The organism is Microbacterium sp. NPDC056003 (genome assembly GCF_042274785.1).
Taxonomy (GTDB): Bacteria; Actinomycetota; Actinomycetes; order Actinomycetales; family Microbacteriaceae; genus Microbacterium.
On the sequence record NZ_JBHJXQ010000003.1, the window covers coordinates 234,709 to 259,836 of the forward strand.

General features: G+C 71.1%; 22 protein-coding genes. 9 read left to right on the forward strand and 13 right to left on the reverse strand.

Annotated elements, in window-relative coordinates; all coding sequences use genetic code 11:
* Nucleotides 1-123: 123 nt before the first annotated feature.
* Nucleotides 124-3,846 carry a multifunctional oxoglutarate decarboxylase/oxoglutarate dehydrogenase thiamine pyrophosphate-binding subunit/dihydrolipoyllysine-residue succinyltransferase subunit gene (locus ACFC1W_RS13505; RefSeq protein WP_375993424.1) on the forward strand — a complete coding sequence of 1,241 codons (3,723 nt, stop codon included), beginning with the start codon at nt 124-126 and terminating at the stop codon, nt 3,844-3,846.
* On the opposite strand, the gene ACFC1W_RS13510 is transcribed toward ACFC1W_RS13505, so the two are convergent.
* From ACFC1W_RS13510 to ACFC1W_RS13520, 3 genes are all read right to left on the reverse strand, one after another.
* A complete protein-coding gene (locus ACFC1W_RS13510) occupies nt 3,847-5,241 on the reverse strand; it encodes an APC family permease (protein WP_375993427.1) in 1,395 nt (464 codons plus the stop codon). It lies immediately after the preceding gene.
* A 74-nt stretch (nt 5,242-5,315) separates the two neighbouring features.
* Complete coding sequence (locus ACFC1W_RS13515) at nt 5,316-6,914, reverse strand: glycerol-3-phosphate dehydrogenase/oxidase (protein WP_375993429.1); 1,599 nt, start codon at nt 6,912-6,914, stop codon at nt 5,316-5,318.
* On the reverse strand, nt 6,914-7,492 hold the full coding sequence (locus ACFC1W_RS13520) for a TetR/AcrR family transcriptional regulator (protein WP_375993432.1): 579 nt from the start codon (nt 7,490-7,492) through the stop codon (nt 6,914-6,916). Before ACFC1W_RS13520 ends, ACFC1W_RS13515 begins: the two co-directional genes overlap by 1 nt.
* A gap of 34 nt (nt 7,493-7,526) precedes the next feature.
* Here ACFC1W_RS13520 and ACFC1W_RS13525 point away from each other — a divergent pair, with 34 nt between their 5' ends.
* Together ACFC1W_RS13525 and ACFC1W_RS13530 are read left to right on the forward strand one after the other, a co-directional pair.
* Nucleotides 7,527-9,179: an FAD-binding oxidoreductase gene (locus ACFC1W_RS13525; RefSeq protein ID WP_375993434.1), complete on the forward strand. Its 1,653-nt coding sequence runs from the start codon at nt 7,527-7,529 to the stop codon at nt 9,177-9,179.
* On the forward strand, nt 9,176-10,096 hold the full coding sequence (locus ACFC1W_RS13530) for a diacylglycerol kinase (RefSeq protein ID WP_375993437.1): 921 nt from the start codon (nt 9,176-9,178) through the stop codon (nt 10,094-10,096). The genes ACFC1W_RS13525 and ACFC1W_RS13530 overlap by 4 nt, the downstream gene beginning before the upstream one ends.
* Nucleotides 10,097-10,124: 28 nt before the next feature.
* Here ACFC1W_RS13530 and ACFC1W_RS13535 read toward each other — a convergent pair whose 3' ends face one another.
* The gene (locus ACFC1W_RS13535) at nt 10,125-10,367 is read right to left on the reverse strand and encodes an alpha-ketoglutarate decarboxylase (RefSeq protein ID WP_241112306.1); all 243 of its coding nucleotides are present in this window, start codon (nt 10,365-10,367) and stop codon (nt 10,125-10,127) included.
* A complete protein-coding gene (locus ACFC1W_RS13540; protein ID WP_375994001.1) occupies nt 10,364-10,963 on the reverse strand; it encodes a sigma-70 family RNA polymerase sigma factor in 600 nt (199 codons plus the stop codon). The genes ACFC1W_RS13535 and ACFC1W_RS13540 overlap by 4 nt, the downstream gene beginning before the upstream one ends.
* Nucleotides 10,964-11,116: 153 nt before the next feature.
* Here ACFC1W_RS13540 and aroA point away from each other — a divergent pair, with 153 nt between their 5' ends.
* The 3 genes from aroA to bcp are packed head-to-tail and all read left to right on the forward strand — an operon-like array spanning nt 11,117 to nt 14,067.
* Nucleotides 11,117-12,493 carry a 3-phosphoshikimate 1-carboxyvinyltransferase gene (aroA, locus tag ACFC1W_RS13545; RefSeq protein WP_375993439.1) on the forward strand — a complete coding sequence of 459 codons (1,377 nt, stop codon included), beginning with the start codon at nt 11,117-11,119 and terminating at the stop codon, nt 12,491-12,493.
* Entirely contained in the window at nt 12,490-13,581 is a 1,092-nt protein-coding gene (gene rsgA / locus ACFC1W_RS13550) for a ribosome small subunit-dependent GTPase A (RefSeq protein WP_375993441.1), read from the forward strand. Before aroA ends, rsgA begins: the two co-directional genes overlap by 4 nt.
* A 9-nt stretch (nt 13,582-13,590) precedes the next feature.
* A complete protein-coding gene (gene bcp, locus ACFC1W_RS13555; protein WP_375993444.1) occupies nt 13,591-14,067 on the forward strand; it encodes a thioredoxin-dependent thiol peroxidase in 477 nt (158 codons plus the stop codon).
* A gap of 70 nt (nt 14,068-14,137) precedes the next feature.
* Here the strand turns inward: bcp and ACFC1W_RS13560 are convergent, their stop codons facing one another.
* Nucleotides 14,138-14,545, reverse strand: a complete 408-nt coding sequence (locus ACFC1W_RS13560) for a histidine kinase (RefSeq protein WP_375993447.1) — start codon at nt 14,543-14,545, stop codon at nt 14,138-14,140.
* A 252-nt stretch (nt 14,546-14,797) separates the two neighbouring features.
* Here ACFC1W_RS13560 and ACFC1W_RS13565 point away from each other — a divergent pair, with 252 nt between their 5' ends.
* Nucleotides 14,798-15,046, forward strand: a complete 249-nt coding sequence (locus ACFC1W_RS13565; RefSeq protein WP_018171995.1) for a WhiB family transcriptional regulator — start codon at nt 14,798-14,800, stop codon at nt 15,044-15,046.
* 240 nt (nt 15,047-15,286) lie between these two features.
* Here the strand turns inward: ACFC1W_RS13565 and ACFC1W_RS13570 are convergent, their stop codons facing one another.
* The 3 genes from ACFC1W_RS13570 to ACFC1W_RS13580 are packed head-to-tail and all read right to left on the reverse strand — an operon-like array spanning nt 15,287 to nt 18,681.
* On the reverse strand, nt 15,287-16,774 hold the full coding sequence (locus ACFC1W_RS13570) for a sensor histidine kinase (protein WP_375993450.1): 1,488 nt from the start codon (nt 16,772-16,774) through the stop codon (nt 15,287-15,289).
* 9 nt (nt 16,775-16,783) lie between these two features.
* Entirely contained in the window at nt 16,784-18,055 is a 1,272-nt protein-coding gene (locus tag ACFC1W_RS13575; protein WP_375993453.1) for a CpaE family protein, read from the reverse strand.
* Entirely contained in the window at nt 18,052-18,681 is a 630-nt protein-coding gene (locus tag ACFC1W_RS13580; protein WP_375993455.1) for an SAF domain-containing protein, read from the reverse strand. Before ACFC1W_RS13580 ends, ACFC1W_RS13575 begins: the two co-directional genes overlap by 4 nt.
* Before the next feature lie 98 nt (nt 18,682-18,779).
* On the opposite strand from ACFC1W_RS13580, the gene ACFC1W_RS13585 reads away from it, so the two are divergent.
* Nucleotides 18,780-19,061 carry a helix-turn-helix domain-containing protein gene (locus tag ACFC1W_RS13585; protein ID WP_375993457.1) on the forward strand — a complete coding sequence of 94 codons (282 nt, stop codon included), beginning with the start codon at nt 18,780-18,782 and terminating at the stop codon, nt 19,059-19,061.
* Nucleotides 19,062-19,129: 68 nt separating this feature from the next.
* Here ACFC1W_RS13585 and ACFC1W_RS13590 read toward each other — a convergent pair whose 3' ends face one another.
* Entirely contained in the window at nt 19,130-19,735 is a 606-nt protein-coding gene (locus ACFC1W_RS13590) for a hypothetical protein (protein ID WP_375993460.1), read from the reverse strand.
* A gap of 129 nt (nt 19,736-19,864) precedes the next feature.
* On the opposite strand from ACFC1W_RS13590, the gene ACFC1W_RS13595 reads away from it, so the two are divergent.
* Nucleotides 19,865-20,305, forward strand: a complete 441-nt coding sequence (locus ACFC1W_RS13595) for an Rv3235 family protein (protein WP_241112317.1) — start codon at nt 19,865-19,867, stop codon at nt 20,303-20,305.
* A gap of 61 nt (nt 20,306-20,366) precedes the next feature.
* On the opposite strand, the gene ACFC1W_RS13600 is transcribed toward ACFC1W_RS13595, so the two are convergent.
* From ACFC1W_RS13600 to secA, 3 genes are all read right to left on the reverse strand, one after another.
* A complete protein-coding gene (locus ACFC1W_RS13600; protein ID WP_375993462.1) occupies nt 20,367-20,720 on the reverse strand; it encodes a hypothetical protein in 354 nt (117 codons plus the stop codon).
* Nucleotides 20,721-20,789: 69 nt separating this feature from the next.
* A complete protein-coding gene (locus ACFC1W_RS13605; protein WP_375993465.1) occupies nt 20,790-22,016 on the reverse strand; it encodes a pyridoxal phosphate-dependent aminotransferase in 1,227 nt (408 codons plus the stop codon).
* A gap of 244 nt (nt 22,017-22,260) precedes the next feature.
* Nucleotides 22,261-25,092 (reverse strand): preprotein translocase subunit SecA, encoded by a 2,832-nt coding sequence (gene secA, locus ACFC1W_RS13610; protein WP_375993468.1) that lies wholly within the window; start codon nt 25,090-25,092, stop codon nt 22,261-22,263.
* Between the last annotated feature and the right edge of the window lie 36 nt (nt 25,093-25,128).

Sequence of the window (25,128 nt, forward strand, 5' to 3'; positions counted from 1 at the left end):
CTGCGAGCCCACTCGCCCGATATCGCCGCCCCAGACTGGGCTACGCTTAAGAGTCGTGCGGGAGGGCGCATTGCGACTCTCGGATGCTTCCCAATCTTCATCGATGAAAGCAGGCGATCGAGCGTGTCGAGCCAGACGACGGGCATCGGAGTTTCGAACGAGGGAGAGTTCGGAGCCAACGAATGGCTCGTCGACGAACTGTACGAGCAGTTCAAGATCGACCGGAACTCCGTCGACAAGGCATGGTGGCCCGTTCTCGAGGCGTACCACCCCGTCGATGAGGAGGGCGCCGCACCGCCGCCGTCCGTGCCGACCCAGCCCGTCTCGGAGGGCGCGAACCCTCCGGCTGCGGCTCCCCAGGCGAGCGAGCCCCGCCCCGTCACGGCACCCATCCCCGTGATCGGCGCCCAGCCCGTCGCCCGCACCACGGCCCGCCCGGCCGCTCCTCAGCCGATCCCGGCGCAGGCGCCCAAGGTGCAGCCGTCCGCGGTCACGGAAGGTGCAGAAGACAAGGTCACGCCGCTGCGCGGCATGCCCAAGACACTGGCGTCCAACATGGACGAGTCGCTCACCGTGCCCACCGCGACGAGCGTGCGCACCGTCCCGGCGAAGCTCATGATCGACAACCGCATCGTGATCAACAACCACATGTCGCGCACCCGCGGCGGCAAGGTGAGCTTCACGCACCTCATCGGCTGGGCGATCATCCGGGCGCTCAAGGAGTTCCCGAGCCAGAACGTGTTCTACGCCGAGGTCGACGGCAAGCCGTCCGTCGTCGCCCCCGCGCACGTGAACCTCGGCATCGCGATCGACCTCCCGAAGCCCGACGGCACCCGCGCCCTCCTCGTGCCGAGCATCAAGCGCGCCGAGCAGCTCTCGTTCGGCGAGTACCTCACCACCTATGAAGACCTGGTCACCCGCGCGCGCAACAACAAGCTGACCGCCGCCGACTTCCAGGGAACGACGATCTCGCTCACCAACCCCGGCGGCATCGGCACCGTGCACTCCGTGCCGCGCCTCATGAAGGGGCAGGGATGCATCGTGGGCGCCGGCGCCCTCGAGTACCCGGCCGAGTTCCAGGGCGCGAGTGAGAAGACGCTCAACGAGATGGCGATCGGCAAGACGATCACCCTCACCAGCACCTATGACCACCGGGTCATCCAGGGGGCAGGCTCGGGCGAGTTCCTCAAGAAGGTGCACGAGCTGCTCATCGGCCAGCGCAACTTCTACGAAGACATCTTCGCGGCGCTGCGCATTCCCTACGCCCCGATCCACTGGGCCGCCGACATCAACGTCGACCTCGCTGAGCGCGTCGACAAGACCGCGCGCGTGCAGGAGCTCATCAATGCGTTCCGCGTGCGCGGCCACCTGATGGCCGACACCGACCCGCTCGAGTACGTCCAGCGCACCCACCCCGACCTCGAGATCGAGAGCCACGGGCTGACTTTCTGGGACCTCGACCGCGTCTTCGTCACGAACGGCTTCGGCGGCAAGCGCCAGATGAAGCTGCGCGACATCCTCGGCGTGCTGCGCGACTCGTACTGCCGCACGATCGGCATCGAGTACATGCACATCCAGGACCCCGAGCAGCGCAAGTGGTTCCAGGACAACGTCGAGGTCAAGTACCAGAAGCCCGGCCACGCCGAGCAGCTTCGCATCCTCGACAAGCTCAACCAGGCCGAGGCGTTCGAGACCTTCCTGCAGACGAAGTACGTCGGGCAGAAGCGCTTCAGCCTCGAGGGCGGCGAGTCGCTCATCCCGATGCTCGACGAGATCCTGCAGGGAGCGGCCGAGGCGGGCCTGGACGGCGCCGCGATCGGCATGGCCCACCGCGGCCGTCTCAACGTGCTCACCAACATCGCCGGCAAGACCTACGGTCAGGTGTTCCGCGAGTTCGAGGGCTCGGTCGCGATCGGCTCGAAGAGCGGCTCGGGCGACGTGAAGTACCACCTCGGCACCGAGGGCACCTTCGTCGCCGACAGCGGCGCGCAGCTTCCCGTCTACCTGGCGGCGAACCCCTCGCACCTCGAGACGGTCGACGGCGTGCTCGAGGGGATCGTCCGCGCGAAGCAGGACCGCAAGCCCATCGGCACCTTCTCGTGGCTGCCGATCCTCGTGCACGGCGACGCCGCGTTCGCGGGCCAGGGCGTGGTCGTCGAGACGCTGCAGATGTCGCAGCTGCGCGGCTACCGCACCGGCGGCACGGTGCACGTCGTGGTGAACAACCAGGTCGGCTTCACGACCACCCCGATCGACGCCCGCACGTCGGTGTACGCCACCGACGTCGCCAAGTCGATCCAGGCGCCGATCTTCCACGTGAACGGCGACGACCCCGAGGCCGTCACGCGCGTGTCGCAGCTCGCGTTCGCCTACCGCGAGCGCTTCCACCGCGACGCCGTCATCGACCTGGTCTGCTACCGTCGCCGCGGCCACAACGAGGGCGACGACCCGTCGATGACGCAGCCCCTCATGACGAACCTCATCGAGGCGAAGCGCTCCGTCCGCCGCCTGTACACCGAGGCCTTGGTCGGTCGCGGTGACATCACCGAGGAGGAGTACGAGAAGGCCAAGCAGGACTTCCAGGGCCGTCTCGAGGTCGCGTTCGCCGAGACGCACGCCGCCGAGACCGGCTCCTCGACGGTGATCGACGTGGATGCCGCAGACGAAGGCCCCGCCGCGGGCGAGCCCGAGACCACCGGCGTCTCGCGCGAGGTCGTCAACCTCATCGGCGACGCCTTCGTCAACAAGCCCGAGGGCTTCACGGTCCACACCAAGCTCCAGCAGCTGCTCGACAAGCGCCTCGACATGAGCCGGAACGGCTCGATCGACTGGGGCTTCGGCGAGCTGCTCGCCTTCGGCTCGCTGCTGCTCGAGAAGACGAACGTCCGGCTGGCCGGCCAGGACGCCCGCCGCGGCACGTTCGTGCAGCGCCACTCGGTGCTCCACGACCGCGCCAACGGGCAGGAGTGGATCCCGCTCGCCAATCTGGCCGACGACCAGGGCCGCTTCTGGGTGTACGACTCGCTGCTGAGCGAGTACGCCGCGATGGCGTTCGAGTACGGCTACTCGGTCGAGCGGGCCGACTCGCTCGTGCTGTGGGAGGCGCAGTTCGGCGACTTCGCCAACGGCGCGCAGTCGGTCATCGACGAATTCATCTCGTCGGCCGAGCAGAAGTGGGGACAGCAGTCCAGCGTCGCCCTGCTCCTGCCCCACGGCTACGAGGGCCAGGGGCCGGACCACTCGTCGGCTCGCATCGAGCGCTACCTGCAGATGTGCGCCCAGGACAACATGACGGTCGCCCGTCCGTCGACGCCCGCGTCGTACTTCCACCTGCTCCGCCGCCAGGCCTACGCCCGTCCGCGCCGCCCGCTCATCGTGTTCACGCCGAAGGCGATGCTGCGACTGCGTGGCGCGACGAGCCCGGTCGAGGACTTCCTGACGGGTCGTTTCGAGCCGGTGCTCGATGACAACCGCGGCATAGACAAGTCCGCCGTCAAGCGCGTGCTGCTGCACTCCGGAAAGATCCACTGGGATCTGCGGGCCGAGCTCGATAAGAACCCCAACCCCGAGATCGCCCTGGTGCGCCTCGAGCAGTTCTACCCGACGCCGGCCGAGGCCCTGAACGCGGTCATCGAGCAGTACCCCGGCGCCGAGCTGGTGTGGGTGCAGGACGAGCCCGAGAACCAGGGCGCCTGGCCGTTCATGGCCCTCGAGGTGAGCAAGCACCTCCACGGCCGCACGATCCGCCGCGTCTCGCGTGCCGCCGCCGCGTCGACGGCGACGGGTTCGCCGAAGGTCCACGCCGCCGAGCAGGCCGAGATCATGAAGGAGGCGCTGACCCTCTAGTCAGTCCGCGCCGGTCACGTCGGCCCTGGGAGCGCGCGCTTCCAGGGCCGACGTGCGTCCGGCGCCCACCAGGGCGTGCGGTGCCGTCCTCACCCCGGCACCGGCGTCCTGCGCGTGCGCGGGCCGTGCACGACGAAGACGCCGCACCACGGTGACGATCACGGCGGCGAACGCGAGCACGACGGCCGGAAGCAGCGAGCCGATCGCGAGCACGAGCATGCCCGCGCACAGCACCGCCGCGATCACCGCCATCCACCATCCGGCGGTGCCCCGGCGCAGCAGCCGCACCGCGGCGACCATGCCGACCGCGTAGATCGCGACCATGCTGCTCGTGTGCACGAGGATGAACGGGGTCAGCTCGAGCCCGGACAGCAGCATGAGCGAGAAGTAGACGAGCACCACTGCGCCGATGAGCGCGAGCGCCCGGCGCGGAACTCCCCCGGCCTCGGCTCCGGCCGAGAACCAGCGGGGCAGGTCGCGGTTGACGGCGAGGGATGCCGCGAGCTTCGCGAATGCCGCGAGGTAGGCGTTCATGACGCCGAGGGCCACGATCCCGGCGATGATGCCCACGGCCGCGGCGCCGAGACCCGGCGAGCCCAGCCGGGCGAGCTCGAGGAGGGGAACAGCGCCGTCGCCTGCGGCCACGCCGAGCGCGCCGACCGTCACGATCTGCAGCACGAGGTAGCAGAGGCCGGTCACGACGAGGGCGATCGCCGTGCCGATCGGGATCGCGCGGCGCGGATTGCGGAACTCACCGGAGATGTGCGTGCCGACCTCCCACCCGGCGAACGCCCACACGAACAGGCTGATCGCGGTGCCCACTCCCGCCCAGCCGTTCGGCAGGAACAGCTCGAAGTTCTGCGGCTCGACGGCCGGGGCGGCGAGAGAGACGACGCCGACCACCACGGCGAGCAGCAACGCCGTCAGCACGAACTGCACCCACCCGGCGACGCGCACACCGAAGGCGTTTGCGGCGAACGGCGGCACGAGGATGGCGCCGGCGATCACGGGCACCATCGCCCGGTCGATCCCGGCCACGGCGACGACGTACTCACCGCCGAGCACGGCGACGACCGGTGCGCCCGCGCACACGCCGAACATGAACCAGTAGCCCGTCATCCGCGCCGCGGTACCGCCGAGGGCTCGACGCACATAGCTCGCGACGCCGCCGGGGTCGGGATACCGCGCGGCGATAACGGCGAACGTGCCGGCGAGCGGGATCGAGAGCCCGATCACGGCGAGCACGGCCACGATGCTCGCAGGGCCGGCCGCCTCGGCGGCGAGTCCGGGCAGCACGAGCAGGCCGGTGCCGAGCACCGATGCGATGTAGAGGGCGGTGCCCTGCACGACGCCGAGGGTGCCGTGCGGGCGCACAGCGGCGGAAGGCGAGGTCATCCGTCCAGTCTTGCGCCGATCGCCGGCACGGCGCTCGCGGGCATCGGACGTCGTTCTGCGGATTCCTGCCAACGTCAGATCGGGTCGACGCCGGCGCGTTCGAAGGCGGCGGCCGCGGCATCCGTCGATCGCATCCGATCTGTCGCGACCAGTCCCAGCCGGGTGCGGCGGTCGAGCAGATCGTCGATGGCGAGCGCACCCTCGACGGCCACGCCCCACTGCAGCTCCTGGGCGGTGACCCCGCACGCGGCGGCGGCTCCGTCGGGCAGCGTGGCGGCGAACGGGGCCTCGGCGCCGTACCGGCGGACGAGTCGTGCCGGCGCGGTGACCTCTGCCAGCCGCTCGCGGGGCCACGCTCCGACGAGCGGGATCCGCCGCGTCGTCGATCCGGTCAGGGCGGCGCTCGCGAATCGCCGGGCGACGACGGCGTCGACGGCGTCCTCGGCCATGTGCCGGTAGGTCGTGAGCTTGCCGCCGACGACGCTCAGCACCCCCGACGGCCCCTCGAGGATGGCGTGGCGACGCGAGAGGTCGCTCGTCTCCCCGCCGTCGTCCCCGCTGTCGTCGGCGCCCGGGGCATCACCGCGCCCGGTCGCGTCCCCGGCGAGCAGCGGTCGCAGTCCCGCGAAGGTCGCGATGACGTCGTCGCGCCCGAGCGGGCTGGCCAGCACCGTGTTGACGGTGGCGAGCAGCATGTCGATCTCGGCGTCGGTCGCCTGCGGTTCGTCCGGCAGCGCACCGCCGGCGGGAACGTCGGTCAGGCCGATGTACGTGCGTCCGTGCGGCGCGGGCAGCGTGAAGACGAACCGGCTCGACGAGCCCGGCACCGGCACCGTGAGCGAGACGTCTGCTCCGCCGAACCGTTCCGACGGGACCACGAGGTGCGTCCCCCTGCTCGGGCGCAGCCGCACGCTGGGGTCGAGCTCGCCCGCCCACACGCCCGTCGCGCTCACGACGGCGCGAGCGCGCACCGTGAGCTCGGACCCGGTGACCACGTCACGCACGACGGCGCCGTCGCCGTCGGCGGACACCGCTTCGACACGAGTGAAGACGGATGCCCCGTAGCCCGCCGCCGTCCGGGCGATCGCGACCACCAGGCGCGCGTCGTCGAGGAGCTGCCCGTCCCACCCGCGCACGCCTCCCCGCAGGTCGTCCGGGCGCACCGCGGGTGCGCGCCGCAGCGTCTCCGCGGGGCCGATCAGGCTCGGCGACGCGAGCACGGCGGCGGGTGTGCCGACGAAGCGCCGCAGGCCGTCGCCGAGGCCGTAGCCGGCGCCGACGAACGCCCCGCGTGTGAGGTGTCCGGGAGCGTACAGCGGGACGATCTGCGCCAGCGGGCGCGTGAGGTGCGGCGCGAGGCGCGTCATCAGCAGGTGGCGCTCGGCGGCGCTCTCGTGCGCGATGCCGAACTGCCCCGTGGCGAGGTAGCGCAGGCCGCCATGGATGAGCTTGGAGCTCCAGCGGCTCGTGCCGTGAGCGAGGTCGTGGCGCTCGACGAGCACCGTCCGCAGACCGCGGGCCGCGGCATCCAACGCGATTCCGGCGCCCGTGGCGCCTCCGCCGATCACGAGGACATCGACGACCGGGTCGGCGGCGAGCGCGTCGAGTTCGCGGGTCCTCCGGCGGGCGTTCAGCGCCGACGGGTGCGGGGTGCGGCCGACGATGCGCGGCATCAGCGCGGCCCCGGAGCGAGGTAGCCGCGGAGCGCGGCGCCGAGTTCGGCGTGCCAGGCGTCGGCGGGAAGCCACTCCGCGACCAGCGGCGCGGACTGCACGGCCGACTGGGTGATCAGCAGGACCATCGCCGCGAGACGGACGGGATCGCCGCCGCGCACGGCGCCGGTCGTCTGCCCCGCCGCGATCCGCCGGGCGATCTCGGCGTGCATCGCCCGCTGGCTCGTGCCCAAGCGGTCCAGGATGTAGCGCGCGAACAGCTCGGGGTCGGTGTCGCGCAGGCGGTCGACCAGCGGCATGCGCCGGATGCGGTCGGCGGTCTCGACGAGCAGGTCCACCATCCCGGCGAGATCGGCGGGAGGGGCGGCATCCGTCGGAAGGGCGGCGACGAGCTCACGCGTCACGAGCGCGGCGAAGATGGCTTGCGCGTCGGGCCAGTACCGGTACAGGGTCTGCCGTGCGATGCCGCAGCGCCGCGCGATGTCGGAGGCGGTCGTGCGGCGGATGCCGTGCGCGAGCACCTCTGCCAGTGCGGCGTCGAGGATCGCCGTCTCGGTCTCGTTCGCTGCGCCGGCCATGTGACAACCATACATAATGTGTCATACTGTCGCCATGACCGCGTCGGCGTCTCCGGGTTCCCCCCTTCGTCCCCTGGCGGTCCCCGAGCCGCGCCCGCGATCGGCGTGGGACGCGTGGGGTGCTCAGCCCGCGCGGCTCCCGGCCGGCGCGAAGGCGATCATGGCGACGCTCCTGCCGGGCAGGGCGCATCCCGTCCCCCGACGCGATCGCCCGGTGCTCACGCCGTCACGGCTGAGCGACGCCGACGTCGCAGCTCTGGCGGACGTGGTGGGCGGCGACCACGCCACGCGGGATGATGCCGTGCGCACCTGGCATCTCGGCGGCAAGAGCACGCCCGACCTCCTGCGTCGGCGGCTGGACGAGCCGCAGAACGCACCCGACGCGGTCGTCTCTCCCGCCGACCACGCCGAGGTCGCCGCAGTGCTCGCGGCATGCGCGCGACTCGGTCTCGCCGTCGTGCCCTTCGGCGGCGGCACGTCGGTCGTCGGGGGCGTCGACCCCGACGCGGGCACCCATCGCGCCGTGGTCGCACTCGATCTCGTCCGCACCGCGGCACTCCTCGATCTCGACGAGACCTCGCTGCTCGCGACCTTCGGCGCCGGCACAACGGGCCCCCAGGCCGAGGAGCTGCTGCGCCCGCGCGGCCTCACCCTCGGGCACTTCCCGCAGAGCTTCGAGTTCGCGTCGCTCGGCGGGTACGCGGCCACGCGCTCCAGCGGCCAGGCGTCACGCGGCTACGGCCGATTCGACGACCTCGTCCACGGGCTGCGCGTCGCGACACCCGCAGGCGACCTCCGCCTGGGCCGGGCACCGGCGAGCGCCGCGGGTCCCGACCTGCGGCAGCTGTTCCTCGGGTCGGAGGGTGCGCTCGGCGTGCTCACCGAGGTCACCGTGCGCATCCGCCCGATCCCGGCGGCGATCGAGTACGGCGCCTGGAGCTTCCCCGACTTCGCGTCCGGGGCGGCGGCCTTCCGGGAGGCCACGCAGCGCGGCATCCGTCCCACTGTCCTGCGTCTGAGCGACGAGACCGAGACACGCGTCAACGCCGCGATGGGCGGGCACATCACGCGGATGCGCGGATGCCTCGCCATCGCGACCTTCGAGGGCGCGACCGCCGGCGAGGCGCACACCGTGCGCGCCGCACTCGACGGCATCTTCGCTGCTCACGGGGCCACGTCGCGGGGAGAGGATCCCGCTCGCTCGTGGGAGCGCGGCCGCTTCGCCTCACCGGCCCTGCGCGACACCCTGATGGACTCCGGCATCCTCGCGGAGACCCTCGAGACGGCGACCACCTGGGCGGGGCTTCCGGCACTGAAGTCCGCGGTGACCAGCTCCCTCGTCGACGCGCTCACGCGCACCGGCACCAAGCCGATCGTGCTGTGCCACATCTCGCACGTCTACCCGGCGGGCGCGTCGCTCTACTTCACCGTCGTCGCCGCGCTGACGGCCGACCCGCTCGCGCAGTGGGAGGGGGCGAAGGATGCCGCGTCCCGCGCCATCATGGACGCAGGAGGCACCATCACGCACCACCACGCCGTCGGTCGCGACCACCGTGATCACCTCGAGGCCGAGATCGGCCCCCTCGGGGTCGAGGTCCTGCGCGCTGTGAAGGGCGTCGTCGATCCCGCGGGCATCATGAACCCCGGCGCGCTCATCCCTCCCGGCGACCGGGACTCCGGCGCGTGAGCGTCGCCCTGCTGGTGAACCCGGCGGCACGCGCGGGGGCCCACACCGGCGCAGCCGTGCACGCCGCCGACCGACTCCGCGCCCACGGCGTGAAGACGGCGATCATCAGCGGCGGCAGCGCGGCCGAATCCACCGAGCTGCTGCGCGCCGCGATCTCGCTCGGCACCGATGCGGTGGCGGTCGCAGGCGGCGACGGCACGGTCAACCTCGCGATCCAGGAGATCGCGGGCACCGGCATCCCGCTCGGCATCATCCCCTCGGGCACCGGCAACGACTTCGCCACCGCGCTCGGACTGCGGGACCTCGACGTCACTGCCGCCGCCGACGCCATCGCCGCCGGGACGACGCGCACGGTCGACCTCGCACGCGTGACACGGGAGGACGGGTCGTCGGCATACTTCGGCACGGTCCTGGCGAGCGGCTTCGACTCGAAGGTGAACGACCGTGCGAACGCCATGCGCTGGCCTCGCGGCGGCTCGCGCTACAACATCGCGCTGCTGCTGGAGTTCGCGACGCTCGCCGGGATCCCGTACGAGGTCGAGCTCGAGCTGGCCGACGGGACCAGCGAGCACGTCGCCGGCGACCTCGTGATGGCGACGGTGGGAAACGGCCGCACCTATGGCGGCGGCATCCCGATCTGTCCCGACGCCGATCCGGCCGACGGGCTGCTCGATGTCGTGCTCGTGCGGCCCGCCGGGCGGCTGCGGCTGCTGCGACTGCTGCCGCGCGTGTACGCGGGCACGCATGCGACGATCCCCGAGGTGACGATGCGCCGTGTGCGGTCGGCGCGTCTGTCAGCGCCGGGGGTCACCGCCTACGCCGACGGCGATCCGATCGGCGCGCTGCCGCTCACGATCGACGTGGCGGCCCGGGCGCTCACCGTTTTCGCGCCCCCCGCGCAGTCGGGTGCCGGCTGACGTCCTGCCGGCGCGCCCGCTCGGCGTGTCAGTGCGTGGCCTGGACGGCCCGGAGCTTGGCCAGGACCTGGTCTCGGAGCTCCTCGGGAGCGGTCTCCTTGCACGCGCGCGCCACAACCTCGGTGAGGGTGGTGGCGACGAGTGCCTCGTCACGGCATTCGGTGCAGTTCTCGAGGTGCTCCGCGATGTCGGTGTGCCTCGTCTTGCACACCTCGTTGCGCAGGTACTCCTCCAGATCGCGCCGCGCCTTCTCGCAGCCGCAGTCCGTCATTTCTTGCTCCTCGTGGCGGCAGTATCGATGCCGCGCTCATTTGCGTAGTCGGCCAGCAGCTCACGCAGCATCCGCCTGCCACGGTGCAGACGGCTCATGACTGTGCCGATCGGGGTCTTCATGATGTCGGCGATCTCCTGGTAGGCGAAGCCCTCGACGTCAGCGAGGTACACCGCCAGCCGGAAGTCCTCCGGGATGGATTGCAGCGCGTCTTTGACGACTGACGCGGGCATGTGGTCGATCGCCTCCGCTTCGGCCGAGCGGGTGCTCGTCGCCGTGGTCGACTCGGCGCCGCCGAGCTGCCAGTCCTCCAGGTCGTCGATCGTGCCCTGGTAGGGCTCGCGCTGCTTCTTGCGGTACGTGTTGATGTACGTGTTCGTCAGGATGCGGTAGAGCCACGCCTTCAGGTTGGTCCCCTGCGTGAAGGTCTTCCACGAGGCGAATGCCTTGACGAAGGTCTCCTGCACGAGGTCGGCCGCGTCCGCCGGGTTGCGCGTCATGCGCATCGCGGCTGCGTACAGCTGGTCCATGAAGGGCAGCGCCTGCTCTTCGAACTGTCCGCGCGCGTCCTGCTCCTGCTCGATCGGCTCGCTCATCACGCGCCAGTCTACGGCGACGGACCTCGTGTCCTCCGAGGGGTCGGGCAGAGATGCCTCGGTATCGAGGCGCTCCAGGGTGGCGATCATCCGACTCCGCTTCCGTGACGTCTTTCCCGGCCGTGGGGACGGGGTTCAGTAGGGTAGAACCCGATGACAGGCAGCGGCTATTCCCCTTCCGCCGCGTCCGGTGGGCGCGGCCCCTGGTGCGCGCCTGTGGCGGCGGGTCCGCTGCACGCCACGGTGACGGTCCCGGGGTCGAAATCCCTCACGAACCGCGAGCTCATCCTCGCCGCACTGGCCGACGGTCCGAGCCGCCTCATCTCGCCGCTGCACTCCGACGACTCGGCGCGCATGATCGAAGCGCTGAAGGCTCTCGGAGTCGGCATCACCCTCGAGCCGGGCGCCGGCCGCTTCGGCGACGACATCATCGTCACGCCGGTCTGGCCCCTGCGCGGCGACACCGTCGTCGACTGCGGGCAGGCGGGCACCGTCATGCGATTCGTGGCGGGCCTCGGCGGTTTCGCCCGCGGCGACGTCACGATCACCGCCCACGAGAGCGCGCTGCACCGCCCCATGGGCGCGATGATCACCGCACTGCGCGACGTCGGCGTCGACATCGACGACGGCGGCCGGTGGGCGCTCCCCTTCATCGTCCGCGGCCACGGCCACACGCGCGGCGGCGAGGTGACGATCGACGCGAGCGCGTCCAGCCAGTTCGTCTCCGGTCTGCTGCTCGCCGCGCCCCGCTTCGACGTCGGCCTGCATCTTCATCACTCGGGCGCCCGGCTGCCCAGCATCCCGCACATCGACATGACGGTCGAAGCCCTCGCGCACCGCGGCGTACACGTCGAGCGGCCTGCGCAGGGCGAATGGATCGTCCCCGCCGGGCCCGTCCGCGGCAAGGACGTGGCGATCGAACCCGACCTCTCCAACGCCGCCCCGTTCCTCGCCGCCGCGATGGTGGCCGGCGGCTCGGTCTCCGTCACCGGCTGGCCGGCGCACTCGACGCAGCCCGGCGCGATGCTCACCGACATCCTGTCCCTCATGGGCGCGCGCGTTCAGCGCCGTGGCGGGGCGCTCACGGTGACGGCAGGGGCGGCCGGCATCCAGGGTGTCGACCTCGATCTGTCGGCGGCGGGCGAGCTCACGCCCACGATCTTCGCGCTGGCCGCGTTCGCCGAGACGCCGTCGACGCTGCACGGCATCGGGCACATCCGCGGCCACGAGACCGACCGCATCGCGGCGCTCGTCGGCGAGCTGCGCGGTCTCGGCGGCGAGGCCGACGAGCTTCCCGACGGCATCCGCATCGTTCCCCGGCCGCTGCACGGCGGCGCGTGGCACGCGCACCACGACCACCGCATGGCGACGACAGGTGCGCTGATCGGTCTCGTCGTGCCGGGCGTCGAGGTCGACGACATCGGGACGACCGCCAAGACGATGCCCGAGTTCCCCGAGCTCTGGCAGGCCATGCTCGACGACGACGGCTCGGCCGCCGGCCATCACGCGGAGGCGATGCGGGCATCGTGAGCTGGCTCGACGATTCCGACGAGGACGACGAACCCGAGTTCGACGAGACCGACGTGCGCGTCCGGCCCAACCCGAAGGCGAACCGGCCCCGCACGAAGCGCCGCCCTGCCCACTCCGACGCCCGCATCGCGCGCGTGCTCGGCGTGGACCGCGGTCGGTACACCGTCCTCATCGACGAGGACGGCCCCGGCGAGCGCGCGATCTCGGCGGTGCGGGCGCGCGAACTGCGCAAGACCCCGATCGTGACCGGCGACCGTGCGCGGGTCGTGGGCGATACGACGGGCGACCAGGGCACACTCTCACGCATCGTCGGCATCGAGGACCGCACGTCGCTGCTGCGACGCAGCGCCGACGACACCGACCAGGTCGAGCGGGTCATCGTCGCCAACGCCGACCAGATGCTCGTCGTCGTCGCCGCCGCCGATCCGGAGCCGCGCGCCAGGCTCGTAGACCGCTACCTCGTCGCGGCGCTGGATGCCGGCATCCGTCCCCTCCTCGTCGTCACGAAGACAGATCTCGCCGACCCGACCGAGTTCCTCGCGCACTTCGAGGGGCTCGACCTCGAGGTGTTCACGAGCGCCCTCGGCACCGAAGACGATCCGGCGGCCGGCATGCCGCTCGACCGCATCGGCGCCGCGCTCATCGGGCACTCCACCGTGTTCGTCGGCCACTCCGGGGTGGGGAAGTCCACTCTGGTCAACGCGCTCGTGCCCGAGGCCCGGCGCGCGACCGGGCACGTGAACGAGGTGACCGGCCGCGGCCGCCACACGTCGAGTTCGACCGTGTCGCTGCGCTACCGCGGCGACGGCGGCAATGGATGGGTCATCGACACCCCCGGCGTGCGCTCGTTCGGCCTCGGACACGTCGACCCTGCCAACATCCTGCGGGCCTTCACGGATCTGGCCGAGATCGCCGAGGAGTGCCCACGCGGGTGCACGCACCTGACCGACGCGCCGGACTGCGCGATCGTCGAGGCGGTCGCCGACGGACGTCTCGGGCCTGGGGGCGAGGCGCGGCTGGACTCGCTGCAGCGGCTGCTCGAGACGTTCGCCAAGCGTGACGCCACCGCCCAGCGCGACGGCGCCTAGGCTGGAGGCGTGACCACGCGCCTCGAACCCGGCTCCCCCGCACCCGACTTCACTCTCGTCGACCAGAACGACCGCTCCGTGTCGCTCGCGTCGCTGCGGGGCCGGGGCGTGGTGCTCTTCTTCTACCCGGAGGCGATGACCCCCGGCTGCACGACCGAGGCGTGCGACTTCCGCGACAGCCTCGCCCCGCTGCAGGCCGCCGGATATACGGTGCTCGGCATCTCGCGCGACGCACCCGAGAAGCTTCGCCGCTTCCGTGAGCGCGACGCCCTCACGTTCGACCTGCTGAGCGACCCCGACCACGCGGTGCACGAGGCGTACGGCGCGTGGGGCGAGAAGCTGAACTACGGCAAGAAGATCACCGGCGTGCTGCGCTCGACCTTCATCATCGGCGCCGACGGACGCATCGAGCACGCGCTCTACAACGTCAAGGCGACGGGCCACGTCGCTCGAGTCCGCAAGCTCGTCGGACTCGACGCGGCCTGAGCCCCGCGTCCGCGCGCGGCAGGGTGAGGTCAGCGGCCCGCGGTCAGGTGGGCTCGCCTTCCGACCGCGGTCAGGTGGGCTCGCCTTCCGACGCCTCGGCGCGAGCTCGGCGGCCGGCATCGCGTACGGCGAGGACGACCAGCACGAGCACGAGGACCGCGGGCACAGCCAGCCACAGCGCGACGATGGGCTCGGCGTACGACCCCGTGGCCGCACCGAGGGCGACCGCCAGGATCAGCAGCTGCAGGACGATCGCGCCCGAGCGGCCCCACGACTGATCCCGCCAGCTCGCGACCGCGAACGCGATCACGATCGCCGCGCCGACCGCGGTCAGAACCAGCAGTGCGAGAGCGGTGTCGATCACCGCAGTGTCGCCCGCGAAGACGGCGATGACCTGCCACACCGTCAGCGCCACCAGCCCGAGTCCCTCGAGGCCGACGAGGAGAGCGGCGACGCGTCCGATCGTGTTTGTTCGCATACCTGACGTTCTTTCCGGTGACCGGGCCGCAGATTGTGCGAACCCTCTATGTCGCAAAGGGAATACTCAGCAACTTGCACAGAATCCTGACGCTCATCCCTTGATTCAGGTAAACCCCTATGGGACGATTGGTGAAGCCGTGTGCTCCCACAGCGACGTGGGGCGAGCGAGTCGCTCGCACACCCCACAGGGTACCGGACCCGAATTCGGTGTCCTCACTCTCAGAACCCTCTCGTATCAAGGAGCACCACCATGGACTGGCGCGATAAGGCCGCCTGCCTGACTGTCGACCCCGAGCTGTTCTTCCCCGTGGGGAACACCGGGCCGGCCGTCGACCAGATCGAGAAGGCCAAGTCGGTGTGTGCCCGCTGCACCGTGACCGAGATCTGCCTGCAGTACGCCCTTGAGACCGGCCAGGACTCGGGCGTGTGGGGCGGTCTCTCCGAAGACGAGCGTCGCGCCCTCAAGCGCCGCGCCGCTCGCGCCCGCCGCGCTTCCTGACGCCGCCGCGGCCCCGCTTCTCGCGCCCCGAGCCGACATTCCGTTTGCCGAGAACAGGTGGTCTGGCGCACGCAGGACGATCCTCCGGGAAACAGCCTGTACACGCCGGAACACCTGTTCTCGGCAAGAGGACCAGACCTGTGCGCAGCCCGGGACCCGAGCGACGTCGCGCGCGAGCCGGATGGATTCAGCGGATGCCTCGGCCGAGGCATCCCGAAGCCGTCGGCGGCCTCCCGCGACTCAGTCGCGCGCGCGTTCGATGTAGCGCAGCGGGATGTCGATCGTGACCTCGGTGCCGCTGCCCATGATGGTGTGCCAGTCGATCGTGCCGCCGAGCTCGCCCTGGATGAGCGTGCGGACGATCTGCGTGCCGAGCCCACGACCGACCTGACCCTCGGGCAGTCCGGAGCCGGTGTCGCGCACGCGCACCTCGAGGCGCTCGTCGGTGCGCTCGGCGATGATCTCGACGTCGCCCTCCTGGCCGGCGAGCCCGTGCTCGACGGCATTGGTGACGAGCTCGGTGAGGGCGAGCGCGAGCGGCGTCGCATACTCGCTCGGTAGCGTACCGAAGCGGCCGGTCGAGTGAGTCTTCGCGCGGGTGTTGGGCGCCGCGGCGACCTCGGCGACGAGTTTGAGCACGCGGTCGAACACCTCGTCGAAGTCGACGTTCTGCGCGAGCCCCTCGGAGAGGGTGTCGTGCACCACCGCGATCGCCGAGACGCGGCGCATGGCCTGGGTCAGCGCCTCGCGTGCCTCTTCGCTGTGGGAGCGGCGCGCCTGGATGCGCAGGAGCGAGGCGACGGTCTGGAGGTTGTTCTTGACGCGGTGGTGGATCTCGCGGATCGTCGCATCCTTGGTGATGAGCTCCTGCTCCTGATGGCGGATCTCGGTGACGTCGCGGCAGAGCACGATCGCGCCGATGCGCTTGCCGTTGTCGCGGAGCGGGATGGTGCGCAGCGACACCGTCACCCCGCGCGACTCGATGTCCGATCGCCACGGCGCGCGGCCTGTCACCACGACAGGCAGCGACTCGTCGAACTGGCGCTTGTCCGGCAGGATGCGCGTGACGACCTCCACCAGCGACTCTCCCTCGAGCTCGTCGTCGAAGCCGAGCCGGTTGAAGGCCGACAGCGCGTTGGGGCTCGCGAATGTCGTGATGCCGTCGACGTCGAGGCGCACGAGGCCGTCGGAGGCACGCGGAGCGCCGCGGCGGGGCGAGGTCGGCGCGGACATGTCGGGGAAGTCGCCGGTGGCCACCATGCCGAACAGCTCGTCGGCGCAGTCGTTGAACGTGATCTGCTGCCGCGACGGAGTGCGCGCCTCGCCCAGGTTGGTGTGGCGGGTCAGCACGCCGATGGTCTGCCGGTCGTCGCCGGAGCCCACCCGCACGACGGGCACGGCGCGCACGCGGGTCGGGGTCTCCTCGAACCAGTCCGGCGAGGCGGAGTCGACGATGCGACCCGTCGCGAACGCGTCGCGCACCTGCGTGCGCCACTGCGGACGCACGCGGTCACCCACGATGTCGCGATAGAAGAGCGTGGCGGCGCCGCTGGGGCGTGTGTGCGCCACGGCCACGAACGAGTCGTCGGATGTCGGCACCCACAGCACGATGTCGGCGAAAGCCAGATCGGCGAGGAGCTGGCCGTCGCCCGCGAGACGGTGGAGCCATTCCACGTCCTCCGCACTCGAGCGGCCTTGGGCGTAGACGAGATCGCTGAGGGTCGACACGCTCTCAGCCTAGACGGCGCGTGCGAGCCGCTCCGTCGACGTGACGCGTCGGCGCCGCGACGGCCGCTCCGCCGCGGGCGGTGCGACGACGGCCTCCCCCACGAATCGTCGCAGCGCGAGCGTGAAGGGCGATCGCGGCGCGACGTCGGCGATCGGCCGCGCCGCCAGCAGCGCGGCGTCGGCCGAGCGCGGGTCCTGCGGCAGGAACCAGACGTCCTGGATGCCGCCGAAGCGGTCGAGCGTACGGCGCACCTGTCCGCGCGCGTCGATGCCGAGCGCCCCCGGTCGCAGACGGTTGGCCAGCACGGCGATCGGCGTCGCCCCGATCGTCGCCCGCAGCTCGGCGTGCGCGCGCAGGAATCGGGACACGCCGACGGGATCGGCGCCGGCGACCGCGACCACGAGATCGGCCGACCGCAGCGCCGCGAGGGTGGCCGCGTTCCGGCGCGGGCCGTCGAGGTCGCTCACGATCTCCTCGTCGCGCTCAAGCGATGCGGCGACGTCGACGACGGTGAAGTGCGCCCAGTCGCGGCAGACGGTCAGGGCACCCTCGACGCGCCGCTCGCTGAGCTCCGGCCAGCGGGACGGGCGGTTGATGCCGGTCAGCACGTCGACGCCCGAGCGGCCGAGCGGCGTGCTCACGCGCGTGAGCTCGCGCGTGTCGAGTCCGCCGAGCTCCGCCTGGCGGCAGGCCGCCGCGAACCCCGGGCCCTCGTCGGCCAGCCCCAGTGCGAGCGCGATGGACGGCGCATGGGTGTCGGCATCCACGAGCCCGACATGACGGCCGCCCCGCGCCAGCTCGACCGCGAGCTCGATCGCGACGGTCGAGCGACCGGGGGAACCCGCCGGGCCCCACACCGCGATCAGCCGGGGCGCCGACGGTGACGCGCCTTCCGAAGGCGCGCCCGCGGGCGTCGGCGTCGAGGCCAGCAGATCGGCGAGACGCCACGGCTCGACGTCGACGCCGACGGGCCGCTCGAGGCCGAACGCCGCCGCCAGCCGCGCCTCGGCCGGGCCCGCGCACACCGGCACGATGCGCGTCGAGGCGCGATCGCAGAGCGCGACCACCGAGGCCGTCACGGTCTCACGGGTGATCTCGAGCACGACGGCGTCGGCATCGGCCACCGTCCGCAGCATCCGCTCGCCTGCGGCTCCGAGCATCCCGTCCTCGGCAAGGAGGGAGAGAGCGGATGCCTCGATCACCGCCACCACCTCGACGCCTTCGCGGCGCAGCCCGTCGGACAGCGCGGCGCCGGCGTCGACGGCGACGAGGACTCTCACGATCCTGCGCCCGCCGTCGGGACGACCGAGAGCGCCGATTCGCCGGCCATCGCCGCCAGGGTGGCCGCGACGTCCGCCCGCGGGATGACGAGCTCCACCGCTGACGCGCCACCGCCCATCATCGAGTCGTCGCGCGCGACGGAGACGACGGTCGCATCCGCCACCAGGATCCGCGGCTTCGCGTAGTCGCCGGTCTCCTCGAGCGGCGCCGCCCAGACCTCGACGACCGAGCCGGTGTCGACCGAGGACGGCACCTCGACGGCGCTGCGCACCACGACGTGGGTGGTGCGCGAGCCGGTCGCGTCGCCCACCGCCGCCGAGGGGACGAGCTCGCCCTCGACGATCGTGCGCGTCGCCACGACGTCGCTCTCGAGCTGCTCGGGCGTCAGGTACGCACCGCCGATCGGGCCGAGAGCGACATCGACCTCGCGGAGGTCATCGGCCGTGATGGCCTCGCCCGGCACGATCGTGCGCGCCGCGGCGAACGCGGGCGCCGTCTGGCGCGCGGCCGAGACGACGAACCAGACGCCGGCGACCGAGGCGACGATGAGCAGCACGCCGAGCAGGAATCGGGCGTCACCCCAGAAGGCTCGGCGAGGGGTGCGGGCGGTGTCGAGGGCGGTCATCTCCCCATCGTCACCCAGGCCGCGCATCGGCCGGATTCTTTATCCACAGCCGTTGTGCCGCCGATCCCCCCGCACCGGGGCGAGGCCATAATGGGCTCATGCCCGAGATCCCGACTTCGGACGTGCGTATGCTCGCTCCTGCTCAGGTGGGAGAGGTGCTCGGCGTGTCCGTCGACGAGGTGATGGCGCTCGTGCTGGAGGGCAGGCTGCGTGGCATGCGCGTGGGCTCCCCCGCGCGCTGGCGTGTGGAGGAGGCGAGCGTCGGCGCCTACCTCGACGACCAGGCCGAAGAGGCGCGGCGCACGGCGCTCTGGCAGCAGGCGCAGAACGCCAGCTTCCCCGAGCTGTGGGGCACGGGCTCGGTCCGCCACCCCGACTGACGCCCCGCCTCGCCGGGGCATCGCCGCCGCCGGCGCATCGCCCCTCCGGCCTGGACTGACCGGGGCGATCACACGATCGGCGCGCTCCCCTCGACGCGCACCCACGCGACGGCGCTGAATGGCACGATCCGATGCCCGGCGATCGCGTCCGCGCGACGCGGCGCACCGGGGTCGTGCAGCGCGAGGTCGAGGTGGTCGGCGCCGGCGCGGTCGATCGTGCCGGTGAGCGCACGCCCCGTGGTGAGGTGGACAGCCACCCCCGCGCGGCGACGCACGAGGTCGCGCAGGACGAAGCCGAACGTCATGCGCTCGGCGACGGCGGAGCGCGCCGGCGCGGGGCGCGCACTGCGCAGCAGGTCGTGGTGCGGCATCCCGATCCCGACGATCCCCGTGAAGGGCACCACCACGGCTCCGGGGCGGCCCTCGGCGGGGTGCAGGGCCACCCAGTCCGCTCCGATCCCCGTCACGGTGGCACGCAGCGTCGTGTCGTCGGACAGCTCGATCGATATGACCGGGGCCGCAGCATCCCGCGCCGTCAACAGGCTCAGCCGCTCGTGAAGGGCGACCCGCGACAGCCTCAGCCGCTCTGCCTCGGTATCGAGGGCCGCGCGCTCCGCCTCCCACTCGGAGGCGAGCTGATCTTCGAGATCGTCGAAGAACCGGTCCCAGCGCACCCAGCGAGAGTAGGCGAATCATCACGAGTGGATCACAAGTTATCCACAATGCCCGCTGCCGATTCTCCCTGTGAGATGACCGTGTGTTCTACTGTCCGCAAGACATCCCCCCTGTCGAGATAGGCACCCATGGCAATGACGCCCGCGGGCTCCGCCCGCGTCTTCCGCGTGCCCGGCGGCGCCGTCGAGCTCTCTGAGTTCTTCGCGCCGCAGCGCACGCCGTCCACCGCGCTCCCCGAGCCCGAGCCGTTCCTCCGCAACATCACGCGAGGCGTCCTCGAAGTGCTCGCGGGGGTGCGCGAAGTCGACCAGCTCGCGCGCTGGCTCACCGAAGAGCCGTACCGCAAGCTCGTCACGAGATCCAACCTCGCGGCGCGTGCCCGCAGCGCCCGCGGCGTGCCCGCGATGCGCCCGGTGCACGCGATCCTCTCGGTGCACCACTCGTCGCCCGCTGACGGCGTGGTCGAGTCGGTCGTGATCGTGCAGGGTCCCGCACGCACGCGTGCCGTCGCGCTGCGCCTCGAAGGCATGGACGGCCGCTGGCGCGCGACCTCGCTCGCGCTGCTGTAGTCCGCCCGCCCGCCTCAGACCGACGCCGGGGCCTGTCACAGCGTCGTGACCGGCCCTGACGTCAGCTCTCGTCTTGGTCGATCAGGTCGAGGAGCGCCTTGAGCGCGTCGCGGATCTCATCGTGGTCGTACTGGCCGGCGCGACTCTCGCCCGAGATGACACCCGACCGATGCACCTTGCGGAAGTCCCCGAACGGGAACGAGTAGGCGCCCTTGGTCTGGCGATCCACGCTCTTGTCGATGCCGAGGTGCCAGTGCGAGTACTCGGTCCACCCCTCACGCTCGATGAACGCGTTCTCCTCATCGGGGGTCGGCGCCGCCTCCGACCACGCATCCCGGTCGTCGCGCACGACCTTGCCGTCTCGGACGAGCGCGCGCGCATGCTTCAGGGCGGGCTGATTCAGTTCGATGGCCATGGTGCGACGCTACGTCCGAGACGGGCGGCAGCGGGAGGGGTTGACGGATGCCGCGGCACCCGTCCTGCGTCACTGCTTGTACGACGACAGGAAGTTCCCGAGCCGTTCGATGGCCTCCGAGAGCACGCGCGCCTCGGGCAGGGTCACGATGCGCAGGTGGTCGTGCGTCGGCCAGTTGAAGCCGGTGCCCTGCACCAGCAGGACGTGCTCGGCGACGAGGAAGTCGTACACCAGCTTCGCGTCGTCGCGGATCTCGTACACCTCAGGGTCGAGTCGCGGGAACGCGTACAGCGCGCCCTGCGGCCGCACGCACGTGACGCCGGGGATGGCCTCGAGACCCTCCCAGGCGGCGTCCCGCTGCTCGTGAAGACGCCCGGTCGGCGCGATGAGGGCATCGATGGACTGCACGCCCGAGAGCGCCGCCTGCACCGCGTGCTGCGCCGGCACGTTCGGGCACAGCCGCGTCGACGCCAGCAGCGTGATCCCTTCGAGGAAGCCCGAGGCGTGCGACTTCGGCCCGGTGATGACGAGCCAGCCCGAGCGGTAGCCGGCCACACGGTACGTCTTGGAGAGGCCGTTGAAGGTAAGCACCAGCAGATCGGGTGCGACGGACGCCATCGGGATGTGCGTCGCGTCGTCGAACAGGATGCGGTCGTAGATCTCGTCGGAGAGCACGAGCAGGGAGTTCTCGCGCGCGATCCCGGCGATCCCCTCGAGCACCTCGCGCGAGTAGACCGCGCCGGTGGGGTTGTTGGGGTTGATCACGACGATGGCCTTGGTGCGGGGGGTGACCTTCGCGCGGATGTCGTCGAGGTCGGGCTGCCAGCCGTTCTGCTCGTCGGCGAGGTAGTGCACGGGGGTGCCGCCGCCGAGGCTCGTCATGGCGGTCCACAGCGGGTAGTCGGGCGCGGGGATGAGCACCTCGTCACCCTCGTCGAGGAGCGCCTGCATCACCATCGTGATGAGCTCGGACACCCCGTTGCCCAGGTAGACGTCGTCGGGGCCGAACGAGGGGAACGTCGGGTCCTGCTCGTAGCGGTACACCACCGCGCGACGCGCCGACATGATGCCGCGACTGTCGCTGTAGCCGTGCGCGTGCGGCACGGCCTCGAGCATGTCGCGCACGATCTGGAACGGCGCCTCGAAGCCGAACACCGCCGGGTTGCCGGTGTTGAGCTTGAGGATCGTGTGGCCCTCGTCCTCCAGCCGGTCGGCCTCGACCAGTGCCTGCCCGCGGATCTCGTAGAGCACATCCTTGAGCTTGCTGGACTGGTCGAGCGGGCGGAGGGGAGTCATCGGATCAGGATACCGGCGAGGCGTCGGGGCCAATCGACCGCCGGTGGCCGGTGCCGGGCGTACGAACGAGAACAGGTGATCTGGCGTAGACAGGACGATCTGCGCGAGATCGTCCTGTTTCCGTCAGATCACCTGTTCCGAGAAAGCAGAGGGCAGAAGGAGGAGCGGATGCCGCGGCGCAGGGCCGCGGCATCGAGATCTCGGTCGGGTCAACGCGGCTTCGCGGCATCGACCCGACCGCGTCTCACTTCTTGTTGCCTGCGGCGCGGCGCTGCGCGCGGTTCTGCGGCGCCGGCTGCGACGCCGGGGCCGCGCCGTCGGTGCGCTGGCCGAACGCCCCACGCTGCGGCTCGGCGGCGGGTGCGCCCTGCGCCTGCGCCTGCGCCGGAGCCGCGGCGGCCGCGGCCGCCGCCTGGCGGAGGCGGTTCGTCGCCGCCTGCTGCACCTGACCGCGGTCGTTGCGGACCTCGACCTCGCCGGCGTCGTTGGCGGCCGAGTACTCCAGGCCCTGCGGAGCCGCGGGGATCGCGCCGAGGCCCTTGGCGTCGACCTCGGCCTCACCCTCGCCCTGGCGACGAACCTCGACCTCGAGGTTGTAGAGGTAGCCGACCGACTCCTCCTTGATCTGCCCCATCATCGACTGGAACATCTGGTAGCCCTCGCGCTGGTACTCGATGAGCGGGTCGCGCTGGGCCATCGCGCGCAGGCCGATGCCGTCCTTGAGGTAGTCCATCTCGTAGAGGTGGTCGCGCCAGCGGCGGTCGAGCACCTGCAGCACGACGCGGCGCTCGAGCTCGCGGGTCGCCGCCGTGCCGAGCGACTCCTCGCGGGCGGTGTAGGCGATGCGGGCGTCGGAGAGGATCTCGCGCTTGAGACCGTCGGCCGTGATGCCGCCCTTGCGGCCGGCACCCTCGGCCACGACCTCGTCGATCGTCACGCTCACCGGGTAGAGCGTCTTCAGCTCGGTCCACAGCGCGTCGAAGTCCCAGCTCTCGTTGTGACCCGAGCCGGTGTGGTCGTCGATGACGGCGTTGATCGCGTCTTCGATGAAGTGCTGCACGCGGTCTGCGATGTCGTCGCCCTGCAGGATGTGACGGCGGTCGGAGTAGATCGCCTCGCGCTGCCGGTTGAGGACGTCGTCGTACTTGAGGACGTTCTTGCGGATCTCGGCGTTGCGCGCCTCGACCTGGCTCTGCGCCGACTTGATCGCGCGCGTGACCATGCCGGACTCGATCGCGACGTCGTCGGGGAAGTTGGTGCGGGCGAGGATCGCCTCGGCGGCGCCGGACTGGAACAGGCGCATGAGGTCGTCGGTGAGCGACAGGTAGAAGCGGCTCTCGCCGGGGTCGCCCTGTCGGCCGGAACGACCGCGCAGCTGGTTGTCGATGCGGCGCGACTCATGGCGCTCGGTGCCGAGCACGTACAGGCCGCCGGCCTCGACGACCTTGGCGCCCTCTCCGGCCACGCGCTCGCGCACGGCCTCGTAGACGGCATCCCACTCGGCTTCGTACTCCTCGGGCGTCTCGACCGGGTCGAGCCCCTTCGCCTTCATCTCCTGCACCGCGAGGAACTCGGCGTTGCCGCCGAGCATGATGTCGGTGCCTCGACCGGCCATGTTGGTGGCGACGGTGACGGCGCTGAGACGCCCGGCACGCGCGACGATCTCGGCCTCGCGTGCGTGGTTCTTCGCGTTGAGGACCTCGTGCTTGATGCCCTTCTTGGCGAGCAGGCGCGAGAGGTACTCGCTCTTCTCGACGCTGACGGTGCCGACGAGCACCGGCTGACCGCTCGCGTGGCGCTGGGCGATGTCTTCCACGACCTGCGCGAACTTCGCCTGCTCGTTCTTGTAGACGAGGTCGGGCTGGTCCTTGCGGATCATCGGCTTGTTCGTCGGGATGGACACCACGCCGAGCTGGTAGGTCGACATGAACTCCGCCGCCTCGGTCTCGGCGGTACCGGTCATTCCGGCGAGCTTGTCGTAGAGGCGGAAGTAGTTCTGCAGGGTGACCGTGGCGAGCGTCTGGTTCTCCGCCTTGACCGGAACCGCCTCCTTCGCCTCGATCGCCTGGTGGATGCCCTCGTTGTAGCGACGTCCGACGAGGATGCGGCCGGTGTGCTCGTCGACGATCATGACCTCGTCGTTCATCACGACGTAGTCGGTGTCGCGCTTGAAGAGCGCGAGCGCCTTGATCGAGTTGTTGAGGAACGAGATCAGCGGGGTGTTCGCCGACTCGTAGAGGTTGTCGATGCCGAGGTAGTCCTCGACCTTCTCGATGCCCGGCTCGAGCACGCCGATGGTGCGCTTCTTCTCGTCGACCTCGTAGTCGACGCCGACCTCGAGGGTCTTGGCGATCTTGGCGAACTCGACGAACCAGCGGTTGGCCTCGCCCGACGACGGCCCCGAGATGATGAGCGGCGTGCGCGCCTCGTCGATGAGGATCGAGTCGACCTCGTCGACGATCGCGAAGAAGTGGCCGCGCTGCACGAGGTCTTCCTTGCGCCACGCCATGTTGTCGCGCAGGTAGTCGAAGCCGAACTCGTTGTTCGTGCCGTAGGTGATGTCGGCGTTGTACTGCTCGCGGCGGACCTCGGGGGTCTGGCCCGCGACGATGATGCCCGTCGTCATGCCGAGGGCGCGATAGATGCGGCCCATGAGCTCGGCCTGGTACGACGCGAGGAAGTCGTTGACGGTGACGACGTGGACGCCCTTGCCCGCGATCGCGTTGAGGTAGACCGGGAACGCGCCGGTGAGCGTCTTGCCCTCACCGGTCTTCATCTCGGCGATGTTGCCGAGATGCAGCGCGGCGCCACCCATGATCTGCACGTCGTAGGCGCGCTGGCCGAGCGTGCGCTTGGCGGCCTCGCGGACCGCGGCGAACGCCTCGGGCATGAGCTGGTCGAGCGTCGCGCCGGCGTCGAAACGGGCGCGGAGTTCGGCGGTCTCGCCCCGCAGCTCTTCGTCGGTGAGGTGCGCGTAGTCCTCTTCGAGGGCGTTGACCGCCTTGACGACCTGCTGCAGCCGTCGGAGGATGCGACCCTCTCCGGCGCGAAGCAGTTTCTCGAGCGGGTTTGCCACGGAGTCTCCATCTGTCGGGTGTGGCGCGAACGGCGC